Annotated in this window: 18 protein-coding genes; 14 read left to right on the forward strand and 4 right to left on the reverse strand. The window is 72.1% G+C overall.

Annotation, left to right across the window (positions count from 1 at the left end; all coding sequences use genetic code 11):
* The first annotated feature begins 208 nt into the window (after positions 1-208).
* The 8 genes from gatC (at position 209) to ACFWVC_RS25380 (ending at position 10,372) form a co-directional block, all read left to right on the forward strand.
* The gene (gene gatC, locus ACFWVC_RS25345; RefSeq protein WP_319659825.1) at positions 209-505 is read left to right on the forward strand and encodes an Asp-tRNA(Asn)/Glu-tRNA(Gln) amidotransferase subunit GatC; all 297 of its coding nucleotides are present in this window, start codon (positions 209-211) and stop codon (positions 503-505) included.
* A gap of 5 nt (positions 506-510) precedes the next feature.
* Entirely contained in the window at positions 511-2,004 is a 1,494-nt protein-coding gene (gatA, locus tag ACFWVC_RS25350) for an Asp-tRNA(Asn)/Glu-tRNA(Gln) amidotransferase subunit GatA (protein WP_384290448.1), read from the forward strand.
* Positions 2,001-2,240 carry a hypothetical protein gene (locus tag ACFWVC_RS25355; protein WP_319659821.1) on the forward strand — a complete coding sequence of 80 codons (240 nt, stop codon included), beginning with the start codon at positions 2,001-2,003 and terminating at the stop codon, positions 2,238-2,240. The genes gatA and ACFWVC_RS25355 overlap by 4 nt, the downstream gene beginning before the upstream one ends.
* A complete protein-coding gene (gatB, locus tag ACFWVC_RS25360) occupies positions 2,221-3,774 on the forward strand; it encodes an Asp-tRNA(Asn)/Glu-tRNA(Gln) amidotransferase subunit GatB (RefSeq protein WP_384290451.1) in 1,554 nt (517 codons plus the stop codon). The genes ACFWVC_RS25355 and gatB overlap by 20 nt, the downstream gene beginning before the upstream one ends.
* Positions 3,775-4,030: 256 nt before the next feature.
* Positions 4,031-6,235 (forward strand): MMPL family transporter, encoded by a 2,205-nt coding sequence (locus ACFWVC_RS25365; protein ID WP_384290453.1) that lies wholly within the window; start codon positions 4,031-4,033, stop codon positions 6,233-6,235.
* Between the two features lie 17 nt (positions 6,236-6,252).
* Positions 6,253-6,912 (forward strand): hypothetical protein, encoded by a 660-nt coding sequence (locus tag ACFWVC_RS25370; protein ID WP_384290455.1) that lies wholly within the window; start codon positions 6,253-6,255, stop codon positions 6,910-6,912.
* A 116-nt stretch (positions 6,913-7,028) separates the two neighbouring features.
* Positions 7,029-7,274, forward strand: coding sequence for a hypothetical protein (locus ACFWVC_RS25375; RefSeq protein ID WP_384290457.1), 246 nt, complete (start codon positions 7,029-7,031; stop codon positions 7,272-7,274).
* The gene (locus ACFWVC_RS25380) at positions 7,271-10,372 is read left to right on the forward strand and encodes an AAA family ATPase (protein ID WP_384290459.1); all 3,102 of its coding nucleotides are present in this window, start codon (positions 7,271-7,273) and stop codon (positions 10,370-10,372) included. Before ACFWVC_RS25375 ends, ACFWVC_RS25380 begins: the two co-directional genes overlap by 4 nt.
* Here the strand turns inward: ACFWVC_RS25380 and ACFWVC_RS25385 are convergent.
* The 3 genes from ACFWVC_RS25385 to ACFWVC_RS25395 all read right to left on the reverse strand — a co-directional run bounded on the left by ACFWVC_RS25385 (position 10,369) and on the right by ACFWVC_RS25395 (position 12,854).
* Positions 10,369-10,560: a DUF6191 domain-containing protein gene (locus ACFWVC_RS25385; protein ID WP_384290460.1), complete on the reverse strand. Its 192-nt coding sequence runs from the start codon at positions 10,558-10,560 to the stop codon at positions 10,369-10,371. The genes ACFWVC_RS25380 and ACFWVC_RS25385 overlap by 4 nt on opposite strands.
* Positions 10,561-10,582: 22 nt before the next feature.
* Positions 10,583-11,785 carry a PQQ-dependent sugar dehydrogenase gene (locus ACFWVC_RS25390; protein WP_384290462.1) on the reverse strand — a complete coding sequence of 401 codons (1,203 nt, stop codon included), beginning with the start codon at positions 11,783-11,785 and terminating at the stop codon, positions 10,583-10,585.
* A 76-nt stretch (positions 11,786-11,861) separates the two neighbouring features.
* A complete protein-coding gene (locus ACFWVC_RS25395) occupies positions 11,862-12,854 on the reverse strand; it encodes an aldo/keto reductase (RefSeq protein WP_384290465.1) in 993 nt (330 codons plus the stop codon).
* Positions 12,855-12,910: 56 nt separating this feature from the next.
* On the opposite strand from ACFWVC_RS25395, the gene ACFWVC_RS25400 reads away from it, so the two are divergent.
* The 6 genes from ACFWVC_RS25400 (at position 12,911) to serA (ending at position 22,614) form a co-directional block, all read left to right on the forward strand.
* A complete protein-coding gene (locus ACFWVC_RS25400) occupies positions 12,911-13,873 on the forward strand; it encodes a 2-hydroxyacid dehydrogenase (RefSeq protein WP_384290467.1) in 963 nt (320 codons plus the stop codon).
* Between the two features lie 308 nt (positions 13,874-14,181).
* Positions 14,182-17,004 (forward strand): putative bifunctional diguanylate cyclase/phosphodiesterase, encoded by a 2,823-nt coding sequence (locus ACFWVC_RS25405; protein ID WP_384290470.1) that lies wholly within the window; start codon positions 14,182-14,184, stop codon positions 17,002-17,004.
* Between the two features lie 211 nt (positions 17,005-17,215).
* Entirely contained in the window at positions 17,216-19,093 is a 1,878-nt protein-coding gene (locus tag ACFWVC_RS25410) for an acetolactate synthase large subunit (protein WP_384290474.1), read from the forward strand.
* A gap of 44 nt (positions 19,094-19,137) precedes the next feature.
* On the forward strand, positions 19,138-19,665 hold the full coding sequence (gene ilvN / locus ACFWVC_RS25415) for an acetolactate synthase small subunit (RefSeq protein ID WP_384290477.1): 528 nt from the start codon (positions 19,138-19,140) through the stop codon (positions 19,663-19,665).
* Positions 19,666-19,741: 76 nt separating this feature from the next.
* On the forward strand, positions 19,742-20,740 hold the full coding sequence (ilvC, locus tag ACFWVC_RS25420) for a ketol-acid reductoisomerase (protein WP_384290480.1): 999 nt from the start codon (positions 19,742-19,744) through the stop codon (positions 20,738-20,740).
* A gap of 284 nt (positions 20,741-21,024) precedes the next feature.
* Positions 21,025-22,614 (forward strand): phosphoglycerate dehydrogenase, encoded by a 1,590-nt coding sequence (gene serA / locus ACFWVC_RS25425; RefSeq protein ID WP_384290483.1) that lies wholly within the window; start codon positions 21,025-21,027, stop codon positions 22,612-22,614.
* On the opposite strand, the gene ACFWVC_RS25430 is transcribed toward serA, so the two are convergent.
* Positions 22,598-23,908 carry a glycosyltransferase 87 family protein gene (locus ACFWVC_RS25430; protein WP_384290485.1) on the reverse strand — a complete coding sequence of 437 codons (1,311 nt, stop codon included), beginning with the start codon at positions 23,906-23,908 and terminating at the stop codon, positions 22,598-22,600. The two genes, serA and ACFWVC_RS25430, sit on opposite strands and share 17 nt — an antisense overlap.
* Between the last annotated feature and the right edge of the window lie 15 nt (positions 23,909-23,923).

Raw genomic sequence — 23,923 nt, forward strand, 5'->3', positions numbered from 1 at the left:
CGTGCGCCCGGGCGGCCTACCGCCGCGCCTACCGCCGCGCCCCGGAAAACCGGCGCCGCGGCCCCGTCCGCCACAGGGGCATCACGGGCCCCACAGGGGCCGGGGCGGACCCGCGGACGGCGGGAAGCGCAAACCGTTTCGCCCCCGGGGCGCCCGCGCCCATAGGATTGGCGCGAAAAGACCGAACTCACCCCCAGAGGATCGCTGCATGCCAGGCATCACGCGCGAGGAGGTCGCCCACCTCGGCCGGCTGTCGCGTCTGGAGCTGAAGGACGAAGAGCTCGACCACTTCGCCGGACAGCTCGACGCCATCATCGGCGCGGTCGCCCGCGTCGCCGAGGTGGCCGGCGAGGACGTACCGCCGACCTCCCACCCGCTGCCGCTGACGAATGTCATGCGCCCTGACGAGGTCCGGCCCAGCCTGACCCCGGCGGAGGCGCTGTCCGGCGCCCCCGCACAGGAACAGCAGCGCTTCAAGGTGCCGCAGATCCTGGGGGAGGACTGATCACGATGACCGAACTGACCAGGCTCACCGCCGCGGAGACCGCGGCCGCCGTCGCCTCCGGCGAGACCTCCGCCGTCGAGGTCGCCAAGGCCCACCTGGACCGCATCGCCGCGGTCGACGAGAAGGTGCACGCCTTCCTGCACGTGGACACCGAGGGCGCCCTGAAGGCGGCCAAGGCCGTCGACGACAAGCGCGCCGCAGGCGAGAAGCTGGGCCCCCTCGCGGGCGTCCCGCTGGCCCTGAAGGACATCTTCACCACCAAGGGCATCCCGACGACCGTCGGCTCCAAGATCCTCGAGGGCTGGATCCCGCCGTACGACGCGACGCTGACCGCCCGCCTCAAGCAGGCCGGCATCGTCATCCTCGGCAAGACCAACATGGACGAGTTCGCCATGGGGTCCTCCACCGAGAACAGCGCCTACGGCCCGACCGGCAACCCGTGGGACCTCACCCGGATCCCCGGCGGCTCCGGCGGCGGCTCCTCCGCCGCCCTCGCCTCCTTCCAGGCCCCGCTGGCCATCGGCACCGACACCGGCGGCTCCATCCGCCAGCCGGCCGCCGTCACCGGCACCGTCGGCGTCAAGCCGACGTACGGCGGGGTGTCCCGCTACGGCATGGTGGCGTTCAGCTCCTCCCTGGACCAGGGCGGTCCCTGCGCCCGCACGGTCCTGGACGCCGCGCTGCTGCACGAGGTCATCGCGGGCTACGACCCGATGGACTCGACCTCCATCGACGCGCCGGTCCCGCCGGTCGTCGAGGCCGCGCGCAACGGCGACGTCAGGGGCCTGCGGGTCGGCGTCGTCAAGGAGTTCGCGGGCGAGGGCTACCAGGCCGGCGTCATGGAGCGGTTCAACGACTCCGTGGAGCTGCTGCGCGAGCTCGGCGCCGAGGTCGTGGAGCTGTCCTGCCCGTCGTTCCAGTACGCGCTCGCCGCGTACTACCTGATCGCGCCGTCCGAGGCCTCGTCCAACCTGGCCCGCTTCGACGGCCTGCGCTACGGCCTGCGGGTCGGCGACGACGGCACCCGCAGCGCCGAGGACGTCACCGCGCTCACCCGCGAGGCCGGCTTCGGCCCCGAGGTCAAGCGCCGCATCATGCTCGGCACGTACGCGCTCAGCTCCGGCTACTACGACGCGTACTACGGCAGCGCCCAGAAGGTCCGCACCCTGATCTCGCGGGACTTCGAGCGCGCCTTCGGGCAGGTCGACGTGGTGATCTCGCCGACCACCCCGACCACCGCGTTCCCGATCGGGGAGCGCGTGGACGACCCCATGGCGATGTACCTCGCCGACCTGTGCACCATCCCGGCCAACCTGGCGGGCAACTCGGCCATGTCCGTGCCCTGCGGCCTGGCGTCCGAGGACGGGCTCCCGGTCGGGCTGCAGATCATCGCCCCGGCCATGGCCGACGACCGGCTCTACCGTGTCGGTGCGGCCGTCGAGGCCGCGTTCACCGCACGCTGGGGGCATTCCCTGCTGGAGGAGGCACCGCAGCTGTGAGCAAGCTCGAGAAGGCCAAGGGCTTCAAGAAGAGCAAGTCCGGCACGTACCTGTCGATCGGCACCACGCTCTTCGGCGCGGTGAGTGTGGCGCGGCAGGTGAAGAAGGGCCGGGCCGAGAGCGACACGCTGCTGCTGATCGACGCGGTCGTCAGCGCCGCGGCGATCGCGACCGGCGTCGCCCTGCTGGTCCGCCAGCTGCGGCGGCTCGGCGACGATGACGTGCTGTCATCCTGACGGGGAACTGAGAGGTATCAAAACTGTGACCGTCACGGACCTGGTGTCGTACGAGGACGCGCTCGCGTCCTATGACCCGGTGATGGGCCTTGAGGTCCACGTCGAGCTCGGCACCAAGACGAAGATGTTCTGCGGCTGTTCGACGACGCTCGGCGCCGAGCCGAACAGCCAGGTGTGCCCGGTGTGCCTGGGCATGCCCGGCGCGCTGCCGGCCGTCAACGCGACCGGCGTCGAGTCCGCCGTCAAGATCGGTCTCGCGCTCAACTGCGAGATCGCCGAGTGGTGCCGCTTCGCCCGGAAGAACTACTTCTATCCGGACATGCCGAAGAACTTCCAGACCTCCCAGTACGACGAGCCGATCGCCTTCAACGGCTACCTCGACGTGCAGCTGGAGGACGGGGAGGTCTTCCGCGTGGAGATCGAGCGCGCCCACATGGAGGAGGACACCGGCAAGTCCACCCACGTGGGCGGTGCCACCGGCCGCATCCACGGCGCCTCGCACTCGCTGCTGGACTACAACCGGGCCGGCATCCCGCTGATCGAGATCGTCACCAAGCCGATCGAGGGCGCCGGCGAGCGCGCGCCCGAGGTCGCCAAGGCGTACGTGACCGAACTGCGCGAGCTGATCAAGGCGCTGGGCGTCTCCGAGGCCCGTATGGAGATGGGCCAGATGCGCTGCGACGTGAACCTGTCGCTGCGCCCCATCGGCCGGGAGAAGTTCGGCACCCGCAGCGAGACCAAGAACGTCAACTCGCTGCGCAGCGTCGAGCGGGCCGTCCGCTTCGAGATCCAGCGGCACGCGGCGGTGCTCTCCTCGGGCGGCACGATCATCCAGGAGACCCGGCACTTCCACGAGGACACCGGCTCCACCACCTCGGGCCGCATCAAGGAGGAGGCCGAGGACTACCGGTACTTCCCCGAGCCCGACCTCGTCCCCGTGGCCCCGGCCCGGGAATGGGTCGAGGAACTGCGGGGCGGGCTGCCGGAGCTCCCGCGGCTGCGCCGGGGGCGCCTCCAGCAGGACTGGGGCATCGCGGACCACGAGATGCAGTCGGTGCTCAACGCGGGTGCGATCGACCTGATCGTCGCCACCATCGAGGCCGGGGCCGACTCGGCCTCCGCCCGCAAGTGGTGGATGGGCGAGCTGGCCCGCCGCTCCAACGAGGACGGCGTGGAGCTGACCGCGCTGCCGATCACCCCGGCCCAGGTGGCCCGGGTGTCGGCGCTGGTGGCCGAGGGCTCGCTCAACGACAAGCTGGCCCGCCAGGTCATCGAGGGTGTGCTGGACGGCGAGGGCGAGCCGGACGAGGTCGTCGACAAGCGCGGCCTGAAGGTCGTCTCGGACGAGGGCGCGCTCGGCGCGGCCGTCGACGAGGCCATCGCGGCCAACGCGGCGGTCGCCGACAAGATCCGCGGCGGCAACCTGGCCGCGGCCGGCGCCCTCATCGGCGCCGTCATGAAGATCACCCGCGGTCAGGCGGACGCCAAGCGCGTACGCGAACTGGTGCTGGAGAGGCTCGGCGTCCAGGGCTGATCCCGGCGCGGCCGGCACGGCCGGCGCGGCATCGCAGGAAGGGGCGGACTCCCGTTGGCGGGGGTCCGCCCCTTCGGCGTTGTCGCAGGTCCGTCACGTATAAGGCCGCCATAAATTCCCCTCACACTGTGTGATTCAGGGCACGAAACCGGCCAACGATCATTTCTTCCTGGTTCAGTCGAGGACGAACGTGTGGGTGCTCTTCGTGGGGCCTTCCCCTCCCGGCAAGATCCGCGCAACCTCAGGAGGAGCAGGTATGGCCGCACTCGCCCGGTGGTGCCTGGACCGCCGTCTCCTCGTCGTCGCCCTGTGGCTGGCCGCCCTCGTCGGCCTGTCCGCGGGAGCGCTCGTCGCCGGCTCGGCGTACTCCAACGACTACGACATCAAGGGAACGGACTCCAGCAGGGCGACCGCCCTGCTCAAGGAGGCCTTCCCGGGGTCCTCGGGCGACAGCGACACCATCGTCTGGCACACCGGCCGGGGCACCGTCGCCGCGGCCCCCGTCAAGGAACGGCTGACCGAGGCCCTCGACAAAGTCGCGGCGCTTCCCGGCGTCGCCTCGGTCACCGGCCCGTACGACGCGGAGGGCGCCGGGCAGATCAGCCGGGACGGGCACACCGCCTACGCCACGGTGATGTTCGACCAGCCGTCGGAGGAACTGCACGCGGGCGAGGTGCGGAAGGTCGTCGACACCGCGAAGGCGGCCGCCGACGCGGACACCACGGTCGCGCTGGGCGGTAGTGCCATCGCGCTCACCGAGGGCGGCGGCGGCCACATGAGCGAGATCGTCGGCGTCGCCGTCGCGGCCGTGGTGCTGCTGCTGGCCTTCGGCTCGCTCTTCGCGATGTTCCTGCCGATCATCACCGCGCTGGTCAGCGTGGGCATCGCGTACATGGCCATCGAACTGCTCGGCCACCTGATGCGGGTCGCCGACTTCGCGCCGATGCTCGGCATGCTCGTCGGGCTGGGTGTCGGCATCGACTACGCCCTGTTCATCGTCACCCGGCACCGCAGAGGGCTCAAACAGGGACTGGCGGTACGCGAGGCCGCGGAGAAGGCGGTCGCCACGACCGGACGGGCGGTGGTCTTCGCGGGCGGCACGGTCTGCGTGGCGCTGCTCGGCATGCTGATCCTGCGGCTGTCCTTCCTCAACGGCGTCGCCGTCGCGGCGTCGCTCACCGTGATCCTCACCGTCGCGGCCTCGGTGACGCTGCTGCCCTCCCTGCTCGGCGTGATCGGCATGAAGGCGCTCAGCCGCCGGGAGCGCCGCAGGCTCGCCGAGCACGGCCCCTCGCCGGAGCTGCCCACCGGCCTCGCCGCCCGCTGGTCCGCCTTCGTCGAGCGGCATCCCCGGATCCTCGGCGCGGTGGCCGCCGCCGTGATGCTGCTCCTGGCCGTGCCCACCATGTCCCTGCACCTGGGCGCCTCGGACCAGGGCAACGACGCCGCCGGGACCTCGACCCGGCAGGCGTACGACATGCTGTCGGACGGCTTCGGGCCCGGCTTCAACGGGCCGCTGCAACTGGTGGCCAAGTCCGGCGACGCGGCCGACCGGGAGGCCCTGGAACACCTCACCGACGTCCTGCGGCGCACCGAGGGCGTCGCAGCCGTCCACCTGGAGTCCGCTCAGCACGGCAACGGGCTGGAGGTCGTGGACGTCGTCCCGGCCACCTCCCCGCAGGACCAGGCGACCGACCGGCTCGTCAGCCACCTGCGCCAGGACGTCATCCCCGAGGCCACCGAGGGCAGCTCGCTGGAGGTGTACGTCGGTGGTGTCACCGCGGGCTACGCGGACTTCGCCTCGGTGATCGTCGGCAAACTTCCGCTGTTCGTCGGCTCGGTCATCGGCCTCGGCTGCGTGCTCCTGCTGCTGGCGTTCCGCAGCATCGGCATCCCGCTCAAGGCGGCGGTCATGAACATCGCCGCGGTCGCCTCCTCCTTCGGGATCGTGGTGGCGATCTTCCAATGGGGCTGGGGCAGCGAGTTGCTGGGGCTCGGGGCCGCCGGGCCGATCGAGCCCTTCCTCCCGGTGATCATGATCTCGGTGCTCTTCGGGCTCTCGATGGACTACCAGGTCTTCCTGGTGAGCCGGATGTACGAGGAATGGCGGGAGACCCACGACAACCGCCGCGCGGTCCGGGTCGGCCTCGCCGAGACAAGCCGGGTGATCAACTCGGCCGCGGTCATCATGGTCTCCGTCTTCCTGGCCTTCGTCCTCAGCGGTGACCGGGTGATCGCGATGTTCGGCATCGGCCTGGCCGCCGCCGTCGCCCTGGACGCCTTCGTCCTGCGGACGCTGCTGGTCCCGGCGTTGATGCATCTGATGGGGCGGTGGAACTGGTGGCTGCCGGAGCGGGTGGACCGCCACCTGCCGCGGATCTGCATCGAGGGTCCCGCAGGCACCTGCGCCGAGGCCGGGGGGTCCGAAAGCCCGGATTCTCAGGAAGTTCTCAGAATTTGACCATACGGTTGCCGTCCATGGAGACCACCAAGACCGCGGACGCGGCAACCGACACGACCACCGATGCCGTGGAGACCGTGTCCGACGACGCCGCCGAGAAGCACGCGCGCACCGAGGACAGCACGAGCACCAAGAGCACCAAGGCCACCGAGAACGCGGCGCCCGTCAAGGACGCCGACGCGGATGACGCGGACGACGCCGACGAGGACACCGACGCGGACGACGAGCTCGCCGAGGACGAGGGGAACGGCGACACCCCCGCCGCCCGCCCCGCCGCGATCCTGCCGGGCGCCGCCGCCGTCGTGGGCGCCGCCCTCGGCCTGGCCTCCCTGACCGGCACCTGGCTCGGCACCGTCCTGTCCGCCCGCCGTGAGCTCGTCGGGCAGATCGGCGCCTCCTCGGCGACCCCCGCCGAGCAGATCAACCAGATATACGCCGCGCCCTGGCACACCGTCGCCGCGGTCAACGGGGCCTTCGCGCTGGTGGCCCTCATCGTCACCGGGGTCCTGCTGCTCGCTGTGCGCGACTCCGCGCCGTGGGCCCGTGCCCTCGCCTGGGGCGGGCTGGTGCTCGGTGCCCTGGGCCTGCTCATAGCGATCGGCATGTACTTCGACCTGTTCGCCGCACTGCCCACCGTGCCCGCCACGCCGCCCGCCCCCGCGACCAGCGGCGGCTGAACCTGAGCACCCGCCGGGGCCGCCTAAGGCATCCCGGCCGCCGAACCCTGGGAGGTTGCCCGATGCGGCGCCCCCGCCTTGGGGACGAGGCTGAAGTCACCGGAGAAAGAAGCCGGTTGACCATCCGCCCCGTCCCCAAGGAGTCGGCGATGTATCTGCACGAATTGCTCGGCCGGGCCCGAACCGAGGAACTGCTGCGCGAGGCCGAGGAGTTCCGTTTGGCCCGCGCGGTACGACAGGCCACGCGCGAGGCCGCCCGCGAGACTGCGTCCGCCGGGTCCGCTGCGTCCTCTGCGCTTTCTGGAGCCCGCCGGTCCGCCCGGCGCGGCCGGCGGCTCCGCCGGCTGGGGGCGGCCGGATGACCGTCACGGTGCCGGCGCAATCCGGTACCGCACTGTCGGACCCCCGTGCGATGCTCGGGACCGTGCAGAACCAGTCCGTCAGCCCGGTGTTCGTGGGCCGTGCCCGCGAACTGATCCGGCTTGCCTCCGCGCTCGCCCGCGCTCACGCGGGCGAGCCGCAGGCGCTGGTCATCGGCGGCGAGGCGGGGGTCGGCAAGACCCGGCTCGTGGAGGAGTTCCTCGCGGCCGCCCGTGGCCCCGGCACGGTCACCGCCGTCGGCGGTTGCGTGGAGATCGGCGCGGACGGGCTGCCGTTCGCCCCCGTCGCCACGATCCTGCGGGCCCTGCACCGGCAGCTCGGCCCCGAGCTGAGCGCCGCCGCCGCGGGCCGCGAGGGCGAACTGGCCCGCTTGCTGCCCGGGTTCGGGCTGCCCGGCGGCCCCGACGCGCCGCGGGACCGGCACGACGAGGACGGCCGGGCCCGGCTGTTCGAGCTCACCGCGCGCCTGCTGGAGCGGCTGTCCGAGGACCGCACCCTCGTCGTCGCCCTGGAGGACCTGCACTGGGCGGACCGCTCCACCCGCGAACTCCTCGCCTACCTGCTGCGGTCGGCGTCCCGCGGACGCCTGGTCGTGCTGGCCACGTACCGCTCCGACGACATCCACCGCCGCCACCCGCTGCGGCCCTTCCTCGCCGAACTCGACCGGATGCGCACCGTCGAGCGCGTCGAGCTGGCCCGCTTCAGCCGGGCCGAGGTGCGCGCCCAGGTCGCCGGCATCCTCGCCGCCGAGCCCACGCCGTCCCTGGTCGAGCGGGTCTTCGCGCGATCCGACGGCAACCCCTTCTTCGTCGAGGAACTGGCCTGCAGCATCGCCCAGGGCTGCCGCACCGGGCTCAGCGACAGTCTGCGCGATCTGCTGCTGGTGCGGGTCGAGACGCTGCCCGAGACCGCGCAGCGGGTCGCCCGCGTCGTCGCCGAAGGCGGCTCCGCCGTCGAGTACCGGCTGCTCGCCGCCGTCGCCGGGCTCGGTGAGGACGAACTCCTGGAGGCGCTGCGGGCCGCCGTCGGCGCCAAGATCCTCATACCGACCGAGGACGGCGACGGCTACCGCTTCCGGCACTCGCTGGTCCGCGAGGCGGTCGGCGACGACCTGCTGCCCGGCGAGCGCAGCCGCCTCAACCGCCGGTACGCCGAGGCGCTGGAGGCCGATCCGGCCCTCGTACCGGCCGACGAACTGCCCGCCCGGCTGGCGAGTTACTGGTATCACGCCCACGAGCCGACCCGGGCGCTGCCCGCCGTGCTGCGCGCCTCGGTCGAGGCACGGCGACGGCACGCCTACGCCGAGCAGCACGGCCTGCTCGAACGCGCCCTGGAGCTGTGGGACGACGCCCCGCGCGACGTCCGCGCGGCACTGCGGCCGATGGACTACGTCGAGGTCTATCCGCCCTGCGGATGCGACCCCGGCAGCACGCCCCTGCGCTATCTCGACCTGCTCGCCGAGACCGCCGTCGCCGCCCGCCTCAGCGCCGACCGCGAAGGCGCGTACGACGTCACCAAGCGCGCCCTGCGACTGCTGGAACGCGACGACGACCCGCTGCGCGCCGCCTGGTTCTGGATCCAGCGGTCGCGGCTGATGGTGGCCATGGGGCGCGGCGACGGCTGGGCGGAGATCTCCCGCGCCGAAAAACTGGTCGAGGGCCTGCCGCCGTCACCCGTCCACGCCGACGTACTGGAGAGCGCCGCGGCCTGGGGGATGCTGCACAACCCGGGGCCCGACAGCATCAGCACCGCCGAGCGCGCCATCGAACTGGCCCGGCTCGTCGGGGCGGAGGAGACCGAGATACGGGCCCGGATCACCCTCGGCGTCCTGCTCGGCGACTCCGGCGACGTGGACGGCGGCCTGGCCGAGCTCACCGCGGCCCGTGAGCAGGCCGCCGCGTCCGGCAGCAAGGGCAGCCTCGTGGTCAGCGCGGACGCCAATCTGGCGGCCGTCCTGGAGTCCGTGGGCCGTTCCGAGGAGGCCCTGACCGCCGCGCGCCGGGGCGTCGAGAGCGCCGCGTGCCACGGACTGCGCGACGGAGCCGCCTTCGCCGCGGCCAACGAGGCCGAGTCCCTGCTCGCCCTCGGCCGATGGGACGAGGCGACGGCCCTGGCCACGCACGGCCGCGACACCTCCGACCACGCCCTCTACGTCGGCTGGGCGACGACCATGCTGGCCCACGTCGCCGTGCTGCGCGGCGACCACGAGGCGGCCGAGACCCACATCGCCTCCGCCCGGGAGCATCTGGGCGCCCGGGACCACCAGCCGCAGAACACCGTGCCGCTGCGCCACTTGACGGTGGCCGCGGCGGCCGGACGCGGCCGCTTCCTCGACGCCCGCGCCGAAGTGCACGCCGCACTCGCGGCCGGCTTCCCGCCCGCCATGCACCGGTACGCCTGGCCCCTGCTGCACACCGCGGCCGCCCTGGAGGCCGACGCGCTGGGCCTGCCCGGCGCCGAAGCCGACCGGACCGGGACGCTCGCGCTCATCCGCGCCGCCGCGCAGCGGCTGCCCCGCCTCGCCCCGGTGTGGGCGGCCTACGCCCTGCTGGTCGACGCCGAACTGACGCGCGCCGAGGGCGGCACCGACCCCGGGCCCTGGGCGGCCGCCGAGGAGGCGTTCGGCGCCCTGGACCGCCCCCATCCGCTGGCCCAGGTACGGCTGCGGCACGCCGAGGCACTGCTCGCCCAGGGCGGCCCCGAGGCCCGCGAACACGCGGCCGCCCTGCTCCGGCAGGCCCGCGAGGCGTCCGCTGCCCTGGGTGCCGCGCCCCTGACCGAGGCCGTGGAACTCCTCGCCCGCCGCGGACGCCTCGCGCTGGACGCCCCGGGGACCCCCGCCGCCGCGACGTCCGAGGAGGAGCCCGAGCCGTTCGGCCTCACCACCCGGGAGCGCGAGGTGCTGCGCCGGGTCGCCGCGGGCTGGACCAACCGCCGCATCGCCGAGGAGCTGTTCATCTCGCCGAAGACCGCGAGTGTGCACGTCTCCAACATCCTGGCCAAACTCGGCGTCTCCGGCCGCGGCGAGGCCGCCGCCCTCGCCCACCGCCTGCGGCTCTTCCCGGACGTGAGGGCCTAAGCCCCCTCCTCGGTGGCCCGCGGGTGCGACCGCGGCGGGCGGATCACCACCGCGCCCGAGTCCAGGTCGATCGGGCCGCGGCCCGGATCGGCGTCGCCGGCCTCGTCCCGTACCAGTTCCAGCCGGTTTCGCTCGTCCTCGGTGTGCCTGCGTCCCGGCGCGAACAGCTCCTGCAGCGCGTTGAACATCGCACCCCCCGGGGTGTCGTCGTCAGCCGACCTTCAGTCGCAGTATGCGGTCGTCCCCCTTGCGGGGCTCCCCCCGGCCGTCGGTGTTGCTCGTCGTGAGCAGCAGATCGCCGTCGGGGCCGGTCACGACCGTGCGCAGCCGCCCGTACGTGCCGACGAGGAAGGCCTGCGGAGCCGCCGCGGCCTTCGTGCCCGCCAGCGGGATGCGCCACAGCCGGGCGCCGCGCAACGAGGCCATCCACAAGGAGCCCTTGGCGTAGGCGATGCCGCTGGGGGAGGCGTCGTCGGTGTGCCAGGTGGCGATCGGGTCGGCGTAGCCCTCCCGGTGGGCGAGGCCCTCGACGACGGGCCAGCCGTAGTTCCTGCCCGGCTCGATGAGGTTGACCTCGTCCCAGGTGTCCTGGCCGAACTCCGCGGCCCACAGCCGCCCCTGGGCGTCCCAGGTGAGGCCCTGCACATTGCGGTGGCCGTAGGAGTAGACGAGGGAGTCCGCCTCCGGATTGCCGTGCACCGGCTCGCCGTCCGGCGTCATGCGCAGGATCTTGCCGCCGAGGGACTTCTTGTCCTGGGCCAGGCCCCGGTCGCCGCTCTCGCCGGTGCCCGCGTACAGCATCCCGTCCGGGCCGAAGGCGATCCGACCGCCGTTGTGGATGGCGCCGTGCGGAATGCCGCGCACGATGGTGTCGGGGGCGCCGATCTGTTCGCCGGCCGGCTTGGCCGGGTCGTAGAGCATGCGGGCGATGCGGTTGTCGGAGTCGGTGGTGAAGTACGCGTACACCAGGTGGTCGGTGGCGAAGCCGGGGGAGACCGCCAGTCCGAGGAGGCCGCCCTCGCCGCCCGAGGAGACGCCGGGCACCGATCCGGCCTGCGTCTTGCGGCCGGTGTCCGGGTCCACCCTGACGATCCTGCCGGTGTCGCGGGAGGCGACCAGCAGACCGCCGTCGGGCAGCACGGCCACGCCCCACGGGGTGTTCAGCCCGGTGGCGACGGTGCCGGCGACCTTCACCGAACCCTTGGCGGGCGCGGCGGGGGCCTCGGAACCTGCGGCCGACGAGGGCGGCGAGCCCGAGCCGGCCGTGGGGGACGCCGGGGCGGAGGTCGCCGGGGCCGTCAACGGGTCCCCGGCGGAGGAGCATCCCGTCGTCAGCAGCGCGGCACTGGCCAGCGCGGCGGTGACGACGGCGGCACGGCGTCCCACGCTTCCCTCCCGGTGGTCTCGCGGCATGGACTTCAAGAACATCACATCTGTCACTACACCGCCCGGCCGTTGCGGGTTCCCGCCGCGGCGGGAAAAGCCGATCTCAGTCCCAGGAGCCGCGCGCCGGCGGCAGGGTGGCTATCTCGGTGAAGTCCTCGTCGGTCAGGCTCAGTTCGGCCGCATCGGCGTTCTCCGCAGCCCACCGCTCCCGCTTGGTCCCCGGCACCGGCACCACCTGCGGGCCCTGCGCGAGCACCCAGGCCAGCGCCACCTGCGCGGGCGTCGCGCCGTGCGCCTCGGCGACCCGGCGCAGTCCCGCCACGATCGGCTGGTTCGCGGCCATCATCTCGGCGGTGAACCGCGGGTGCCGCGCCCGCGCGTCGTCCCGTTCGAAGCCCTGGCCCGGGGTGAGCGTGCCGGTCAGGAAGCCGTTGCCGAGCGGCATCGCCGCCATGAAGCCGACCCCGCGCTGCACGCACCACGGCAGCAGCTCGGCCAGTGCCCCCGGCGACCACACCGACAGCTCCCCCTGCACGCAGCTGACGGGGAACACCTGCTGCACCCGGCGCAAATGGGCGAGCGTCTCGTCGTACATCCCGGACCCGGCGCGGCGTGCCGCCCGCGCGCCCACCGCGCACCACCCCAGCGCGCGCACCTTGCCGGCCGTGACCAGCTCCGCCATCGCGCCCCAGGTCTCCTCGACCGGCACCTCCGGGTCGGCCCGGTGCAGCTGGTAGAGGTCGATCACATCCGTCTGCAGGCGGCGCAGCGACGCGTCGCAGGCCCGCCGCACATAGGAGGGACGCCCATTGGCCACCAGGTGCTGTTCGCCCACCAGCAGCCCGCACTTGGTGGAGACGAACGCCTCGTCACGGCGCTGCCTCAGCACCCGTCCGAGCAGCAGCTCATTGGTGAACGGGCCGTACATGTCGGCGGTGTCCAGCAGGGTCGTCCCCCGGTCGAGCGCCGCGTGCACGGTCCGCAGGGACGCTTCCCCGTCCTGCTGCGACGTGGTGTACGCCCAGCTCATCGGCATGCACCCCAGTCCCACGGCGCCCACCTGAAGAGCCGCCGCCCCGACCGTCCTGCGCTCCACCTGGATGACCTCCGCTGACCTCTCGCGCCGCCCCACTGTGTCATAGCCTCCTGACCATGGCTGACATCACCCGCAACCACCGCCTCACCGCTTGGCTGCCGATCCCCGCCGAGGACATCGAGGGCCTCCCGGACAGCGTGGACTGCCTCTTCTGGGACGGCGCGGAGGACTACCCCGGCGACCCGGCGGAAACGGACTTCTACGTGGTGCCGTACATGAAGGGCCCGGAGGTCGCGGGCCGCCCGCTCCCGCGCATGACGGGCCTTCAGGTCGTGCAGACGCTCAGCGCCGGCGTGGACCACGTACTGCCGCATCTGTCGGGGCTCCCCTCCGGCGTGCGCCTGTGCAACGCCCGCGGCGTGCACGAGGCGAGCACCGCGGAACTGGCCCTGACGCTCACCCTGGCCTCCCTGCGCGGCATCCCGCGCTTCGTACGCGGACAGGACGCCGAGGAGTGGCACGACGGGTTCTATCCGGCCCTGGCCGACAAGAGCGTCCTGATCGTCGGCTACGGGTCCATCGGGGCCGCGATCGAGGACCGGCTCGCGCCCTTCGAGTGCGACGTCGTCCGCGTCGCCCGTCTGGCGCGCCGCTCCCCGCGCGGCCCGGTGCACGCCCTGGGGGACCTGCCCGCGCTGCTGCCCGCCGCGGACGTGGTCGTCCTGTCGACCCCGCTGACCGAGGCCACCCGGGGGCTGGCGGACGCCGCGTTCCTGGGCCGGATGAAGGACGGCGCCCTGCTGGTGAACGTCGCCCGCGGTCCGGTGGTGGACACCGGTGCCCTCCTCGCCGAGCTGGCGACCGGCCGCCTGCGCGCGGCACTCGATGTCACCGACCCGGAGCCGCTGCCCGCCGGGCACCCGCTCTGGCACGCCCCCGGCGTCCTCATCAGCCCCCACGTAGGCGGCAGCACGTCCGCCTTCCTTCCCCGGGCCAAACGGCTGCTGCGCGACCAGCTGCGCCGTTTCGCGGCGGCCGGGAGCGGCGAGAACCTGGCAAACGTCGTCACCACGACCTGATGGATCGCCGACTCCCCTGAGTCTCCTGGCTCCTTGACCCCCTTGTGGCACCCAGTGACTGCAAGACGCTCCGGAACCCCTCACTGGTCACGCTGTGTAGAGGAACTATGTCCCTGAGTGACCGCTCTGGTGTATCGTCCCGGATTGGGGGAACGCGACCGGCGTGGCGTGGAATGCCGCGAACGGGCGTGGGACGGCTCAGGACTTGATGGGGGGCGACGGGCGATGTGCGGCCAATGGAGAGAGCACCGGAAGCGGGACCACGGCACACCACGCCGGGAGCGCTCACGGCATTCCGGGACGACGCCGTGAGTGCCCAAGGGGCGGTTCTCGCGGGGGCCCCGGTCCCGGAGGGCCGGGCGGCGCTCCTGCCGCAGCTCGTCGTGGCCGTGCTCTGCGGCGGTTACGCGACCGGTGCCGCTCTCGGGTGGGGTTCCCCGGAGCTGGCCGTGGTGATGGGGGACTTCGGGCTCTCCGCCGCGGCCCTGGCGGCCACCCTGTCCTGCCTGGCGTACATCCGCACCGTGGCCCGGCGGCAGCGTCCCGCCTGGGTGCTGTTCGCCGTCTCGTCCGCCATGGTCGCGCTCGGCAACGGCATCTGGGGCTGGTACGAGGTCGTGCTGCGCGAGGAGGTGCCGCGCACCTCGCTCGCCGACTTCTGCTTCCTGCTCTTCGCCCCGCCCGCGATCATCGGCCTGCTCGTGCTCGCCAAGCGCCCGGTCACCCGGGCCGGCTGGGTCTGCCTGGGGCTGGACGCCTGGCTCATCGCCGGCTCGCTGCTCACCCTGTCCTGGACGCTGGCGCTCGCCCAGGCCGCGCTGTGGGACGGGCGGAGCACCGCGCGCATCGCCCTGTCCCTGGCGTATCCGCTGCTCGACATCCTGCTGGTCAGCATGGTGCTGGCGCTGCACTTCCGGCGCTCCTCGGCCAACCGCGCGGCGGTCAACACCGCCATCGCCTCGCTCGCCCTGACCGTGCTGTGCGACGCCCTGTTCACCTCGCCCCTGCTGCGCGAGCACTACCGCTCCGGCCAGATCCTCGACGCGGGCTGGTTCGCGGGCAGCATGCTGCTGGCGTACGCGCCCTGGGTGGGCAGCCGGGAGAAGACCTTCGAGCGGCGCCCCGCGCCCCAGCCGCGCCGCGCGAGCGGCTCCCTGGCCGCGCTCACGCCGTATCTCGCCGCCGCGGTCTGCGTGCTGGGCATCCTCTACAACGCCATCGACGGCCGGAAGATCGACCGCGTGGTGCTCTTCGCCGGCTGCACCGTGGTCCTCGCCCTGGTGGTGCGCCAGGGCATCATGCTGCTGGACAACATCTCCCTCGCCCAGGAGCTCGCCCAGAAGGAGAACCACTTCCGCTCCCTGGTGCAGGGTTCCAGCGACGTCATCATGATCGCCTCGCCCACCGGCGTCCTGCGCTACGTCAGCCCCGCCGCCACCGGTGTGTACGGGCGGGAGGCGGAGGAGATGGTCGGCACCGAGTTCGCCTCCCACATCCATCCCGACGACCTCGGGCGTGTACTGCACGAGGTGCGCCGCTTCCTGGCCGCGCATCCCGCCCAGGAGCCCGCGACCCGCATCGAGTGCCGCATCCACCACGGCGACGGCAGCTGGCTCAACGTCGAGTCCAGCGTCAACCGCTACCAGGGCGGCCTGATCTTCAACAGCCGCGACGTCACCGAGCGCGTCCGGCTCCAGGCGCAGTTGCAGCACAACGCCTCGCACGACCCGCTCACCGACCTGCCCAACCGCGCCCTGTTCACCGAGCGCGTCCGGCAGGCCCTCGGGGGCCGCCGCGCGGGCGACGGCGAGCCGGGCACCACGGCGGTGCTCTTCATCGACCTCGACGGCTTCAAGGCGGTCAACGACACGGTGGGCCACCAGGCCGGCGACGAACTGCTCGTCCAGGCCGCCCGCCGGCTCCAGGAGTCGGTGCGGGCCGGTGACACCGCGGCCCGCCTCGGCGGCGACGAGTTCGCCGCCCTCATCTGCGGCACCAGCGCCGACCGGCATCTGCGCGAGTACCAGGTGCACGAGGTCGCCGACCGGCTGCGGGCCGCGCTCTCCGAGCCGTACCGCGTGGACGGGTCGGAGGTGCGGGTGGCCGCCAGCATCGGTGTCGCCTTCGCCGACGCCGGTGTCAGCCCCGGCGAGCTGCTGCGCAACGCCGACCTGGCGATGTACCGGGCCAAGCAGGCGGGCAAGGGCCGGGTGGAGATGTACGCGCCCGCGATGCAGGCCGAGGTCGTGCGCCGCGCCGAGCTGGCGGGACGCCTGCGCTCGGCTCTGCGCGACGGCGAGTTCGCGCTCCTCCATCAGCCGGTGGTCGACCTGCGCAGCGGAGAGATCACCGCCGTCGAGGCGCAGGCCCGCTGGCGCTCCGCCCAGGGCATCCTCTTCACCCCCGCGGAGTTCCTCCGGGTCGCCGAGGACACCGACCGCACGTCCCAGCTGGCCCGCTGGCTGCTGGAGGAGGCCGTGCGCCAGGCCGCACTGCGGCACACGGCGGGCTGCCCGGTCCCCGTCGCCGTCCGGCTCTCCACCCGCCGGCTGATGCACCGTGAGCTGCCCACCAAGGACATCGAGGCGCTGCTCCACCAGCACGAGCTGCCGCCGGGCGCCCTGGTGCTGCAGCTCGCCGACCAGGACCCGCGCATCTCCTTCGACGAACTGGAGCGCCGGCTGACCGCGCTGCGCCGTCTGGGCGTGCGGATCGCCCTGGAGGGCTTCGGCACCGGCTACGCGCCGATGAACGCCCTGCGGCGGCTGCCGCTGGACGTCCTCAAGCTGGACCGGGGACTGACCGAGGGAGTCGTGGAGTCCGCCCGGCTGCGCAAGATCACGGCGGGTCTGCTGGGCATCGCCGAGGACCTGGGCATCCGTTCGGTGGCCGAGGGGGTGGACCGCCCCGAGCAGGTCCTCGCGTTGCGTGAGATGCGGTGCACGCACGGGCAGGGCATGGCATTCTCTGGACCCCTGGACGAGAACCGGCTGCGCTCCTCGCTGACCCGTGGCGGATATCCCGTCCCGGGTGACGAGGCGCTCCTGACCGGCGGCAGGACCCCCGCGCACGGCACACGCACCACGGACGAGATTCTCTCGAATGCTGAGACGCCCGTCCCACCCGCTTGACACCCCGCAGGCCCGAGGAGGAAGGTCAGTGCCATGCGCACCCGAATTCTCGTACTTGGAAAGCGCGTCGGCTGACCCGAGGCCACTTCCCGCCTCGTGGACGCACCGACGCGCTCCCCTCGCTTGCCTCTGGGCACGGGGGGTTTTTTGTTGCCTGGGATTCAGACATACCACCCTCTCCACCCTCAAACTTCTGAGAGATGAGAAGCAGATGACCGAGCAGGCCACCGGGGCCCACCACCCGCAGCCGCGGGCCCGCGGCGCCGCGCCGCAGCCCGCCACCGCCGAGCGCGTCACGGGCGCCCAGTCCCTCATCCGCTCGCTGGAGGCGGTCGGCGCCGACACGGTGTTCGGTATCCCGGGTGGCGCGATCCTTCCGGCGTACGACCCGCTGATGGACTCGACCAAGGTGCGCCACGTCCTGGTCCGTCACGAGCAGGGCGCCGGCCACGCCGCCACCGGCTACGCGCAGGCCACCGGCAAGGTCGGCGTCTGCATGGCCACCTCCGGTCCCGGTGCCACCAACCTGGTCACCCCGATCGCCGACGCGCACATGGACTCCGTCGCCATGGTCGCGATCACCGGTCAGGTCGCCTCCAAGGCGATCGGCACCGACGCCTTCCAGGAGGCGGACATCTGCGGCATCACCATGCCGATCACCAAGCACAACTTCCTGGTCACCGATGCCGCCGAGATCCCGCGGACCATCGCCGAGGCCTTCCACATCGCCTCCACCGGCCGCCCCGGACCGGTCCTGGTCGACATCGCCAAGGACGCCCTGCAGGCGCAGACCACCTTCTCCTGGCCGCCGGTCACCGACCTGCCCGGCTACCGCCCGGTGACCAAGCCGCACGCCAAGCAGATCCGCGAGGCCGCCCGGCTGATCAACGAGGCCAAGCGCCCGGTGCTGTACGTCGGCGGCGGCGTCCTCAAGGCCCGCGCCACGGCCGAGCTGCGCATCCTGGCCGAGCTGACCGGCGCCCCGGTCACCACCACGCTGATGGCACTCGGTGCCTTCCCCGACAGCCATGCCCAGCACGTCGGCATGCCCGGCATGCACGGCTCGGTCTCCGCCGTGGCCGCGCTGCAGAAGGCCGATCTGATCATCGCCCTCGGTGCCCGCTTCGACGACCGTGTCACCGGCAAACTGGACTCCTTCGCCCCGTACGCCAAGATCGTCCACGCCGACATCGACCCGGCCGAGATCTCCAAGAACCGGGTCGCCGACGTGCCGATCGTCGGTGACGCCCGCGAGGTCCTGGCCGACCTGATCGTCGCCGTCCAGGCCGAACACGACGCCGATCACCGCGGCGACTACACCGAGTGGTGGAAGCTGCTCAACGGCCTGCGCGACACCTACCCGCTCGGCTACGACCTGCCCGCCGACGGCAGCCTGTCCCCGCAGCAGGTCATCCAGCGCATCGGCGAGCTGGCCCCGGAGGGCACCCTCTTCGCCGCCGGCGTCGGCCAGCACCAGATGTGGTCCTCGCAGTTCATCTCCTTCGAGCGCCCCAACACCTGGTTCAACTCCGGCGGCGCCGGGACCATGGGCTACGCCGTGCCCGCCGCGATGGGCGCCAAGGCGGGCATGCCCGGCTCCACCGTGTGGGCGATCGACGGCGACGGCTGCTTCCAGATGACCAATCAGGAACTGGTCACCTGCGCGCTGAACAACATCCCCATCAAGGTCGCCATCATCAACAACGGCGCCCTCGGCATGGTCCGCCAGTGGCAGTCGCTCTTCTACAGCGAGCGCTACTCCAACACCGTCCTGCACGGCGGGGAGACCAACGCCGGTAGCGGCTCCCACACGGGGGCGAGCGAGAGCCCGCGGGGCGGCACCCGCGTCCCGGACTTCGTGAAGCTCGCCGAGGCCATGGGCTGCGTGGGCCTGCGCTGCGAGGACCCGGCCGATCTCGACGAGGTCATCGAGAAGGCCAACGCCATCAACGACCGCCCCGTGGTCGTCGACTTCATCGTCCACGAGGACGCCATGGTGTGGCCGATGGTCGCCGCCGGCACCTCCAACGACGAGATCATGGCCGCCCGCGACGTCCGTCCGGACTTCGCCGACGCGGCGGACGACTGAGGACCGAGAGAAGACCGAGAGAGAACGCAGAGGAACGACGCGACATGTCCAAGCACACGCTCTCCGTCCTGGTGGAGAACAAGCCCGGTGTCCTCGCCCGGATCACCGCCCTTTTCTCCCGCCGCGGCTTCAACATCGACTCCCTCGCCGTCGGCACCACCGAGCACGCCGACATCTCCCGTATCACCATCGTGGTGAACGTGATCGAGGACCTCCCGCTGGAGCAGGTCACCAAGCAGCTCAACAAGCTGGTCAACGTGCTGAAGATCGTCGAGCTGGAGCCCGCCGCGGCCGTCCAGCGCGAACTCGTCCTGGTGAAGGTGCGCGCCGACAACGAGTCGCGCTCCCAGATCGTCGAGATCGTGCAGCTGTTCCGGGCCAAGACCGTCGACGTCTCCCCGGAAGCCGTCACGATCGAGGCCACCGGCGGCGCCGACAAGCTGGAGGCCATGCTCAAGATGCTGGAGCCCTTCGGCATCAAGGAGCTCGTGCAGTCCGGCACGATCGCGATCGGCCGCGGCGCCCGCTCGATCACCGACCGCTCCCTGCGTGCCCTCGACCGGACCGCATAGCGAGACCGCAAGACTAGTTCTCCGCCCACGGACGTAATGTGTGGGCAACCAGCGAGATCCCAAGGAGAGACCCGAAGTGGCCGAGCTGTTCTACGACAATGACGCTGACCTGTCCGTCATCCAGGGCCGCAAGGTCGCGGTCATCGGCTACGGAAGCCAGGGCCACGCCCACGCGCTGTCCCTGCGTGACTCGGGCGTCGACGTGCGCGTCGGTCTGCACGAGGGCTCGAAGTCGAAGGCCAAGGCCGAGGAGCAGGGCCTGCGTGTGGTCACCCCGGCCGAGGCCGCGGCCGAGGCCGACGTCATCATGATCCTGGTCCCGGACCCCATCCAGGCCAAGGTGTACGAGGAGTCCATCAAGGACAACCTGAAGGACGGCGACGCGCTGTTCTTCGGCCACGGCCTCAACATCCGCTACGGCTTCATCAAGCCGCCGGCCGGTGTCGACGTGTGCATGGTCGCCCCCAAGGGGCCGGGCCACCTGGTGCGCCGTCAGTACGAGGAGGGCCGCGGCGTTCCCTGTATCGCGGCCGTCGAGCAGGACGCGACCGGCAACGGCTTCGCGCTCACGCTGTCCTACGCCAAGGCGATCGGCGGCACCCGAGCGGGCGTCATCAAGACGACCTTCACCGAGGAGACCGAGACCGACCTGTTCGGCGAGCAGGCGGTGCTCTGCGGCGGTACCACCGCCCTGGTCAAGGCGGGCTTCGAGACCCTGACCGAGGCCGGCTACCAGCCGGAGATCGCGTACTTCGAGTGCCTGCACGAGCTCAAGCTCATCGTGGACCTCATGTACGAGGGCGGCCTGGAGAAGATGCGCTGGTCCATCTCCGAGACCGCCGAGTGGGGCGACTACATCACCGGCCCCCGCATCATCACCGACGCCACCAAGGCCGAGATGAAGAAGATCCTCGGCGAGATCCAGGACGGCTCCTTCGCCAACAACTGGATCGCCGAGTACAACGCCGGCCTGCCGAAGTACAACGAGTACAAGAAGGCCGACGAGAACCACCTGCTGGAGACCACCGGCAAGAAGCTGCGCAAGCTGATGAGCTGGGTGGACGAAGAGGCGTAATGCCTCCCGCGGTTTGTACGGTCCCGGAGGCTCCGCGCCCCCGGGACCGTCCGCTTTGGCCACGTCGTACACCCTCGTGCGGGTGATCCTTCCGCGATGGCGCAGGATGCGGCGCCCTTCGCCGATACACTCCCTTAACAAGCGCGTCAGGCTCACAGCGTCGTGCGTCTACCACGCGGCATGCCATTCCCTTCCACCGCCTTCGGCCGTCGGGACGCGGCCGTCGTAGTCCCCCGTGGCCCTGGCGGACATGGGGGCGCCTCCAGGGACTAGTGAGGACTCACGTGAGCAACCCCGTCGTACTCATCGCTGAAGAGCTGTCGCCCGCCACCGTCGAGGCCCTGGGGCCGGATTTCGAGATCCGGCACTGCAACGGCGCGGACCGAGCCGAGCTGTTGAGCGCGATCGCCGACGCCGACGCCATCCTGATCCGTAGTGCCACGAAGGTGGACGCCGAGGCCGTCGCCGCCGCCTCCAAGCTCAAGGTCGTGGCCCGCGCGGGCGTCGGCCTGGACAATGTCGACGTCTCCGCCGCCACCAAGGCCGGCGTCATGGTCGTCAACGCGCCCACCTCCAACATCGTCACCGCCGCCGAGCTCGCCTGCGGTCTGCTCATCTCCGTCGCGCGCAACATCGCCCCGGCCAACGCCGCGCTCAAGCAGGGCGAGTGGAAGCGCAACAAGTACACCGGCGTGGAGCTTGCCGAGAAGACCCTCGGCGTCGTGGGCCTCGGCCGGATCGGCGCGCTGGTCGCGCAGCGCATGTCGGCCTTCGGCATGAAGATCGTCGCCTACGACCCCTACATCCAGCCGGCGCGCGCCGCCCAGATGGGCGTGAAGATCCTCAGCCTCGACGAGCTGCTGGAGGTCTCCGACTTCATCACGGTGCACCTGCCCAAGACCCCCGAGACGGTCGGCCTGATCGGCGACGAGGCGCTGCGCAAGGTCAAGCCGCACGTCCGCATCGTCAACGCCGCGCGCGGCGGGATCGTGGACGAGGAGGCGCTGTTCGCGGCGCTCAAGGAGGGCCGGGTCGGCGGCGCGGGCCTTGATGTGTACGCCAAGGAGCCGTGCACCGACTCGCCGCTCTTCCAGTTCGACAACGTGGTGGCCACCCCGCACCTGGGCGCCTCGACCGACGAGGCCCAGGAGAAGGCGGGCATCTCCGTCGCCCGCTCGGTGCGCCTCGCCCTCGCCGGCGAGCTCGTGCCTGACGCGGTCAACGTCCAGGGCGGCGTCATCGCCGAGGACGTGCGCCCGGGCCTGCCGCTCGCCGAGAAGCTGGGCCGCATCTTCACCGCGCTCGCCGGCGAGGTCGCGGTGCGTCTGGACGTCGAGGTACGCGGCGAGATCACCCAGCACGACGTGAAGGTGCTGGAGCTGTCCGCCCTCAAGGGCGTCTTCGAGGACGTCGTCGACGAGACGGTGTCCTACGTCAACGCCCCGCTCTTCGCGCAGGAGCGCGGTGTCGAGGTGCGCCTGACGACCAGCAGCGAGTCCCCCGACCACCGCAACCTGGTCACGGTCCGCGGCACCCTGTCCGACGGCAGCGAGGTCGCGGTGTCGGGCACGCTGGCCGGCCCCAAGCACATCCAGAAGGTCGTGGCCGTCGGCGACGACGACGTGGACCTGGTCCTCGCCGACCACATGGCCTTCCTCCGCTACACCGACCGGCCCGGTGTCGTCGGCACCATCGGTCGGGTCCTGGGCGACGCCGGCGTCAACATCGCCGGCATGCAGGTGGCCCGTCACGAGGCCGGCGGCGAGGCCCTGGTGGCGCTGACGGTCGACACCGCCATCCCGGCGCCGGTGCTGGCCGACATCGCCGCGGAGATCGGCGCCACCTCGGCCCGCGCGGTCAATCTCGAGAACTGATCCCGGCTTCGCTCCGCTGGGGGCGGCCGACCCGGGTGATCCGGGACGGCCGCCCCTGCTGCGTCATGGCCGCCATGGCGGGGGAGAAGGGCCGGAAGCGGACGGCCACCGCCGCCAGGAACAGCAGCCCCAGCACCGGGTACGGGGACGCGAACGGCTGCAGCCACCACGCCAGGTGCAGGTCGAGGTCGCCGTCCTTCGGTACGAGCCACAGGCTGCGGGCGAGGAACACCACGGCGGTCGTCCGCAGCACCCAGCGCGGCGCGTCCGCGGCCAGCAGGATCAGCAGCGGCACGCACCACACCCAGTGGTGCGACCAGCTGATCGGCGTGATCAGCAGGGCCGTCACCGCGCAGCACACCACGCCCCAGGCCTCGCGGCCCAGCCGCCCCAGCCACACCGACAGCGCCATCCCCGCGCAGGCCACGGCGAACGCCGTCGCCGCCCAGATCATCCCCGGGTGCGCGGTGTGCAGGGCGCGGGCCACCAGCCCCTGCAACGACTGGTTGTCCACGATCCAGACCTTGCCGATCCGGCTGGTGTCGAAGATGCAGCGGGTCCAGTAGTCGACGGTCGCGCCGGGGAGCGCCAGCGCGCCCAGCAGCGCCGTGCCCGCGAAGCTCGCCCCCGCCACGGCGGCCTCTTTGCGGCGGCCGGTCAGCAGCAGGTAGACGGCGAAGATCGCCGGGGTGAGCTTGATACCGGCCGCGATGCCGATGGCGACGCCCTTGCCCCGGGCGCCGTCCGGTCGGCTGAGGTCCCACAGCACCAGGACCGCGAGCAGCAGGTTGATCTGGCCGTACAGCATGGTCTGGAACACCGGCTCCAGCCACAGCCCGAGGGCCATCGCCAGCACCACCACGGTCCAGCGCGAACCGCGCGCCCGGGGCCAGCCGGCGGACCGGCACGACAGGTGGGCGAGCAGGCCGAGCAGCGCCAGGTTGCCGGCCATGAAGACGAGCTTGAGCAGCGGGACCGGCAGCCAGGTCGCCGGGACGAAGAGCATGGCGGCGAAGGGCGGGTAGGTCGCCGGCAGGTTCCACTCCGTGACCGTGAAGCCGTACAGGTCCGTGCCGTGCACGACGGCCGCGCCCTCGGCCCGGTAGACCTGCATGTCGGCCATCGGCACGGGCATCGACAGGCACAGGGCGGCGAAGGCGGCGAGCGACAGCGCCAGGAGGACGAGGGACAGCACCAGCCGGCGGTCCGGCCGGTACCGGCCGGCGGAGCCCTTCGCGGACGTGCCCGGCAGGGCCGTGCGCTCGCGACCGAACGCCTCCGTGGAATGAGTCACCGGTTCCCGATCCCC

It is taken from the genome of Streptomyces sp. NPDC058691, from assembly GCF_042714775.1.
GTDB lineage: Bacteria > Actinomycetota > Actinomycetes > Streptomycetales > Streptomycetaceae > Actinacidiphila.

Excerpts from the sequence above, each read along its gene's own strand:
- gatC (WP_319659825.1), top strand. The coding sequence starts at position 209 with ATGCCAGGCATCACGCGCGAGGAGGTCGCCCACCTCGGCCGGCTGTCG.
- gatA (WP_384290448.1), top strand. The coding sequence starts at position 511 with ATGACCGAACTGACCAGGCTCACCGCCGCGGAGACCGCGGCCGCCGTC.
- gatB (WP_384290451.1), top strand. The coding sequence starts at position 2,221 with ATGACGTGCTGTCATCCTGACGGGGAACTGAGAGGTATCAAAACTGTG.
- ACFWVC_RS25365 (WP_384290453.1), top strand. The coding sequence starts at position 4,031 with ATGGCCGCACTCGCCCGGTGGTGCCTGGACCGCCGTCTCCTCGTCGTC.
- ACFWVC_RS25370 (WP_384290455.1), top strand. The coding sequence starts at position 6,253 with ATGGAGACCACCAAGACCGCGGACGCGGCAACCGACACGACCACCGAT.
- ACFWVC_RS25380 (WP_384290459.1), top strand. The coding sequence starts at position 7,271 with ATGACCGTCACGGTGCCGGCGCAATCCGGTACCGCACTGTCGGACCCC.
- ACFWVC_RS25385 (WP_384290460.1), bottom strand. The coding sequence starts at position 10,560 with ATGTTCAACGCGCTGCAGGAGCTGTTCGCGCCGGGACGCAGGCACACC.
- ACFWVC_RS25390 (WP_384290462.1), bottom strand. The coding sequence starts at position 11,785 with ATGCCGCGAGACCACCGGGAGGGAAGCGTGGGACGCCGTGCCGCCGTC.
- ACFWVC_RS25400 (WP_384290467.1), top strand. The coding sequence starts at position 12,911 with ATGGCTGACATCACCCGCAACCACCGCCTCACCGCTTGGCTGCCGATC.
- ACFWVC_RS25410 (WP_384290474.1), top strand. The coding sequence starts at position 17,216 with ATGACCGAGCAGGCCACCGGGGCCCACCACCCGCAGCCGCGGGCCCGC.
- ilvN (WP_384290477.1), top strand. The coding sequence starts at position 19,138 with ATGTCCAAGCACACGCTCTCCGTCCTGGTGGAGAACAAGCCCGGTGTC.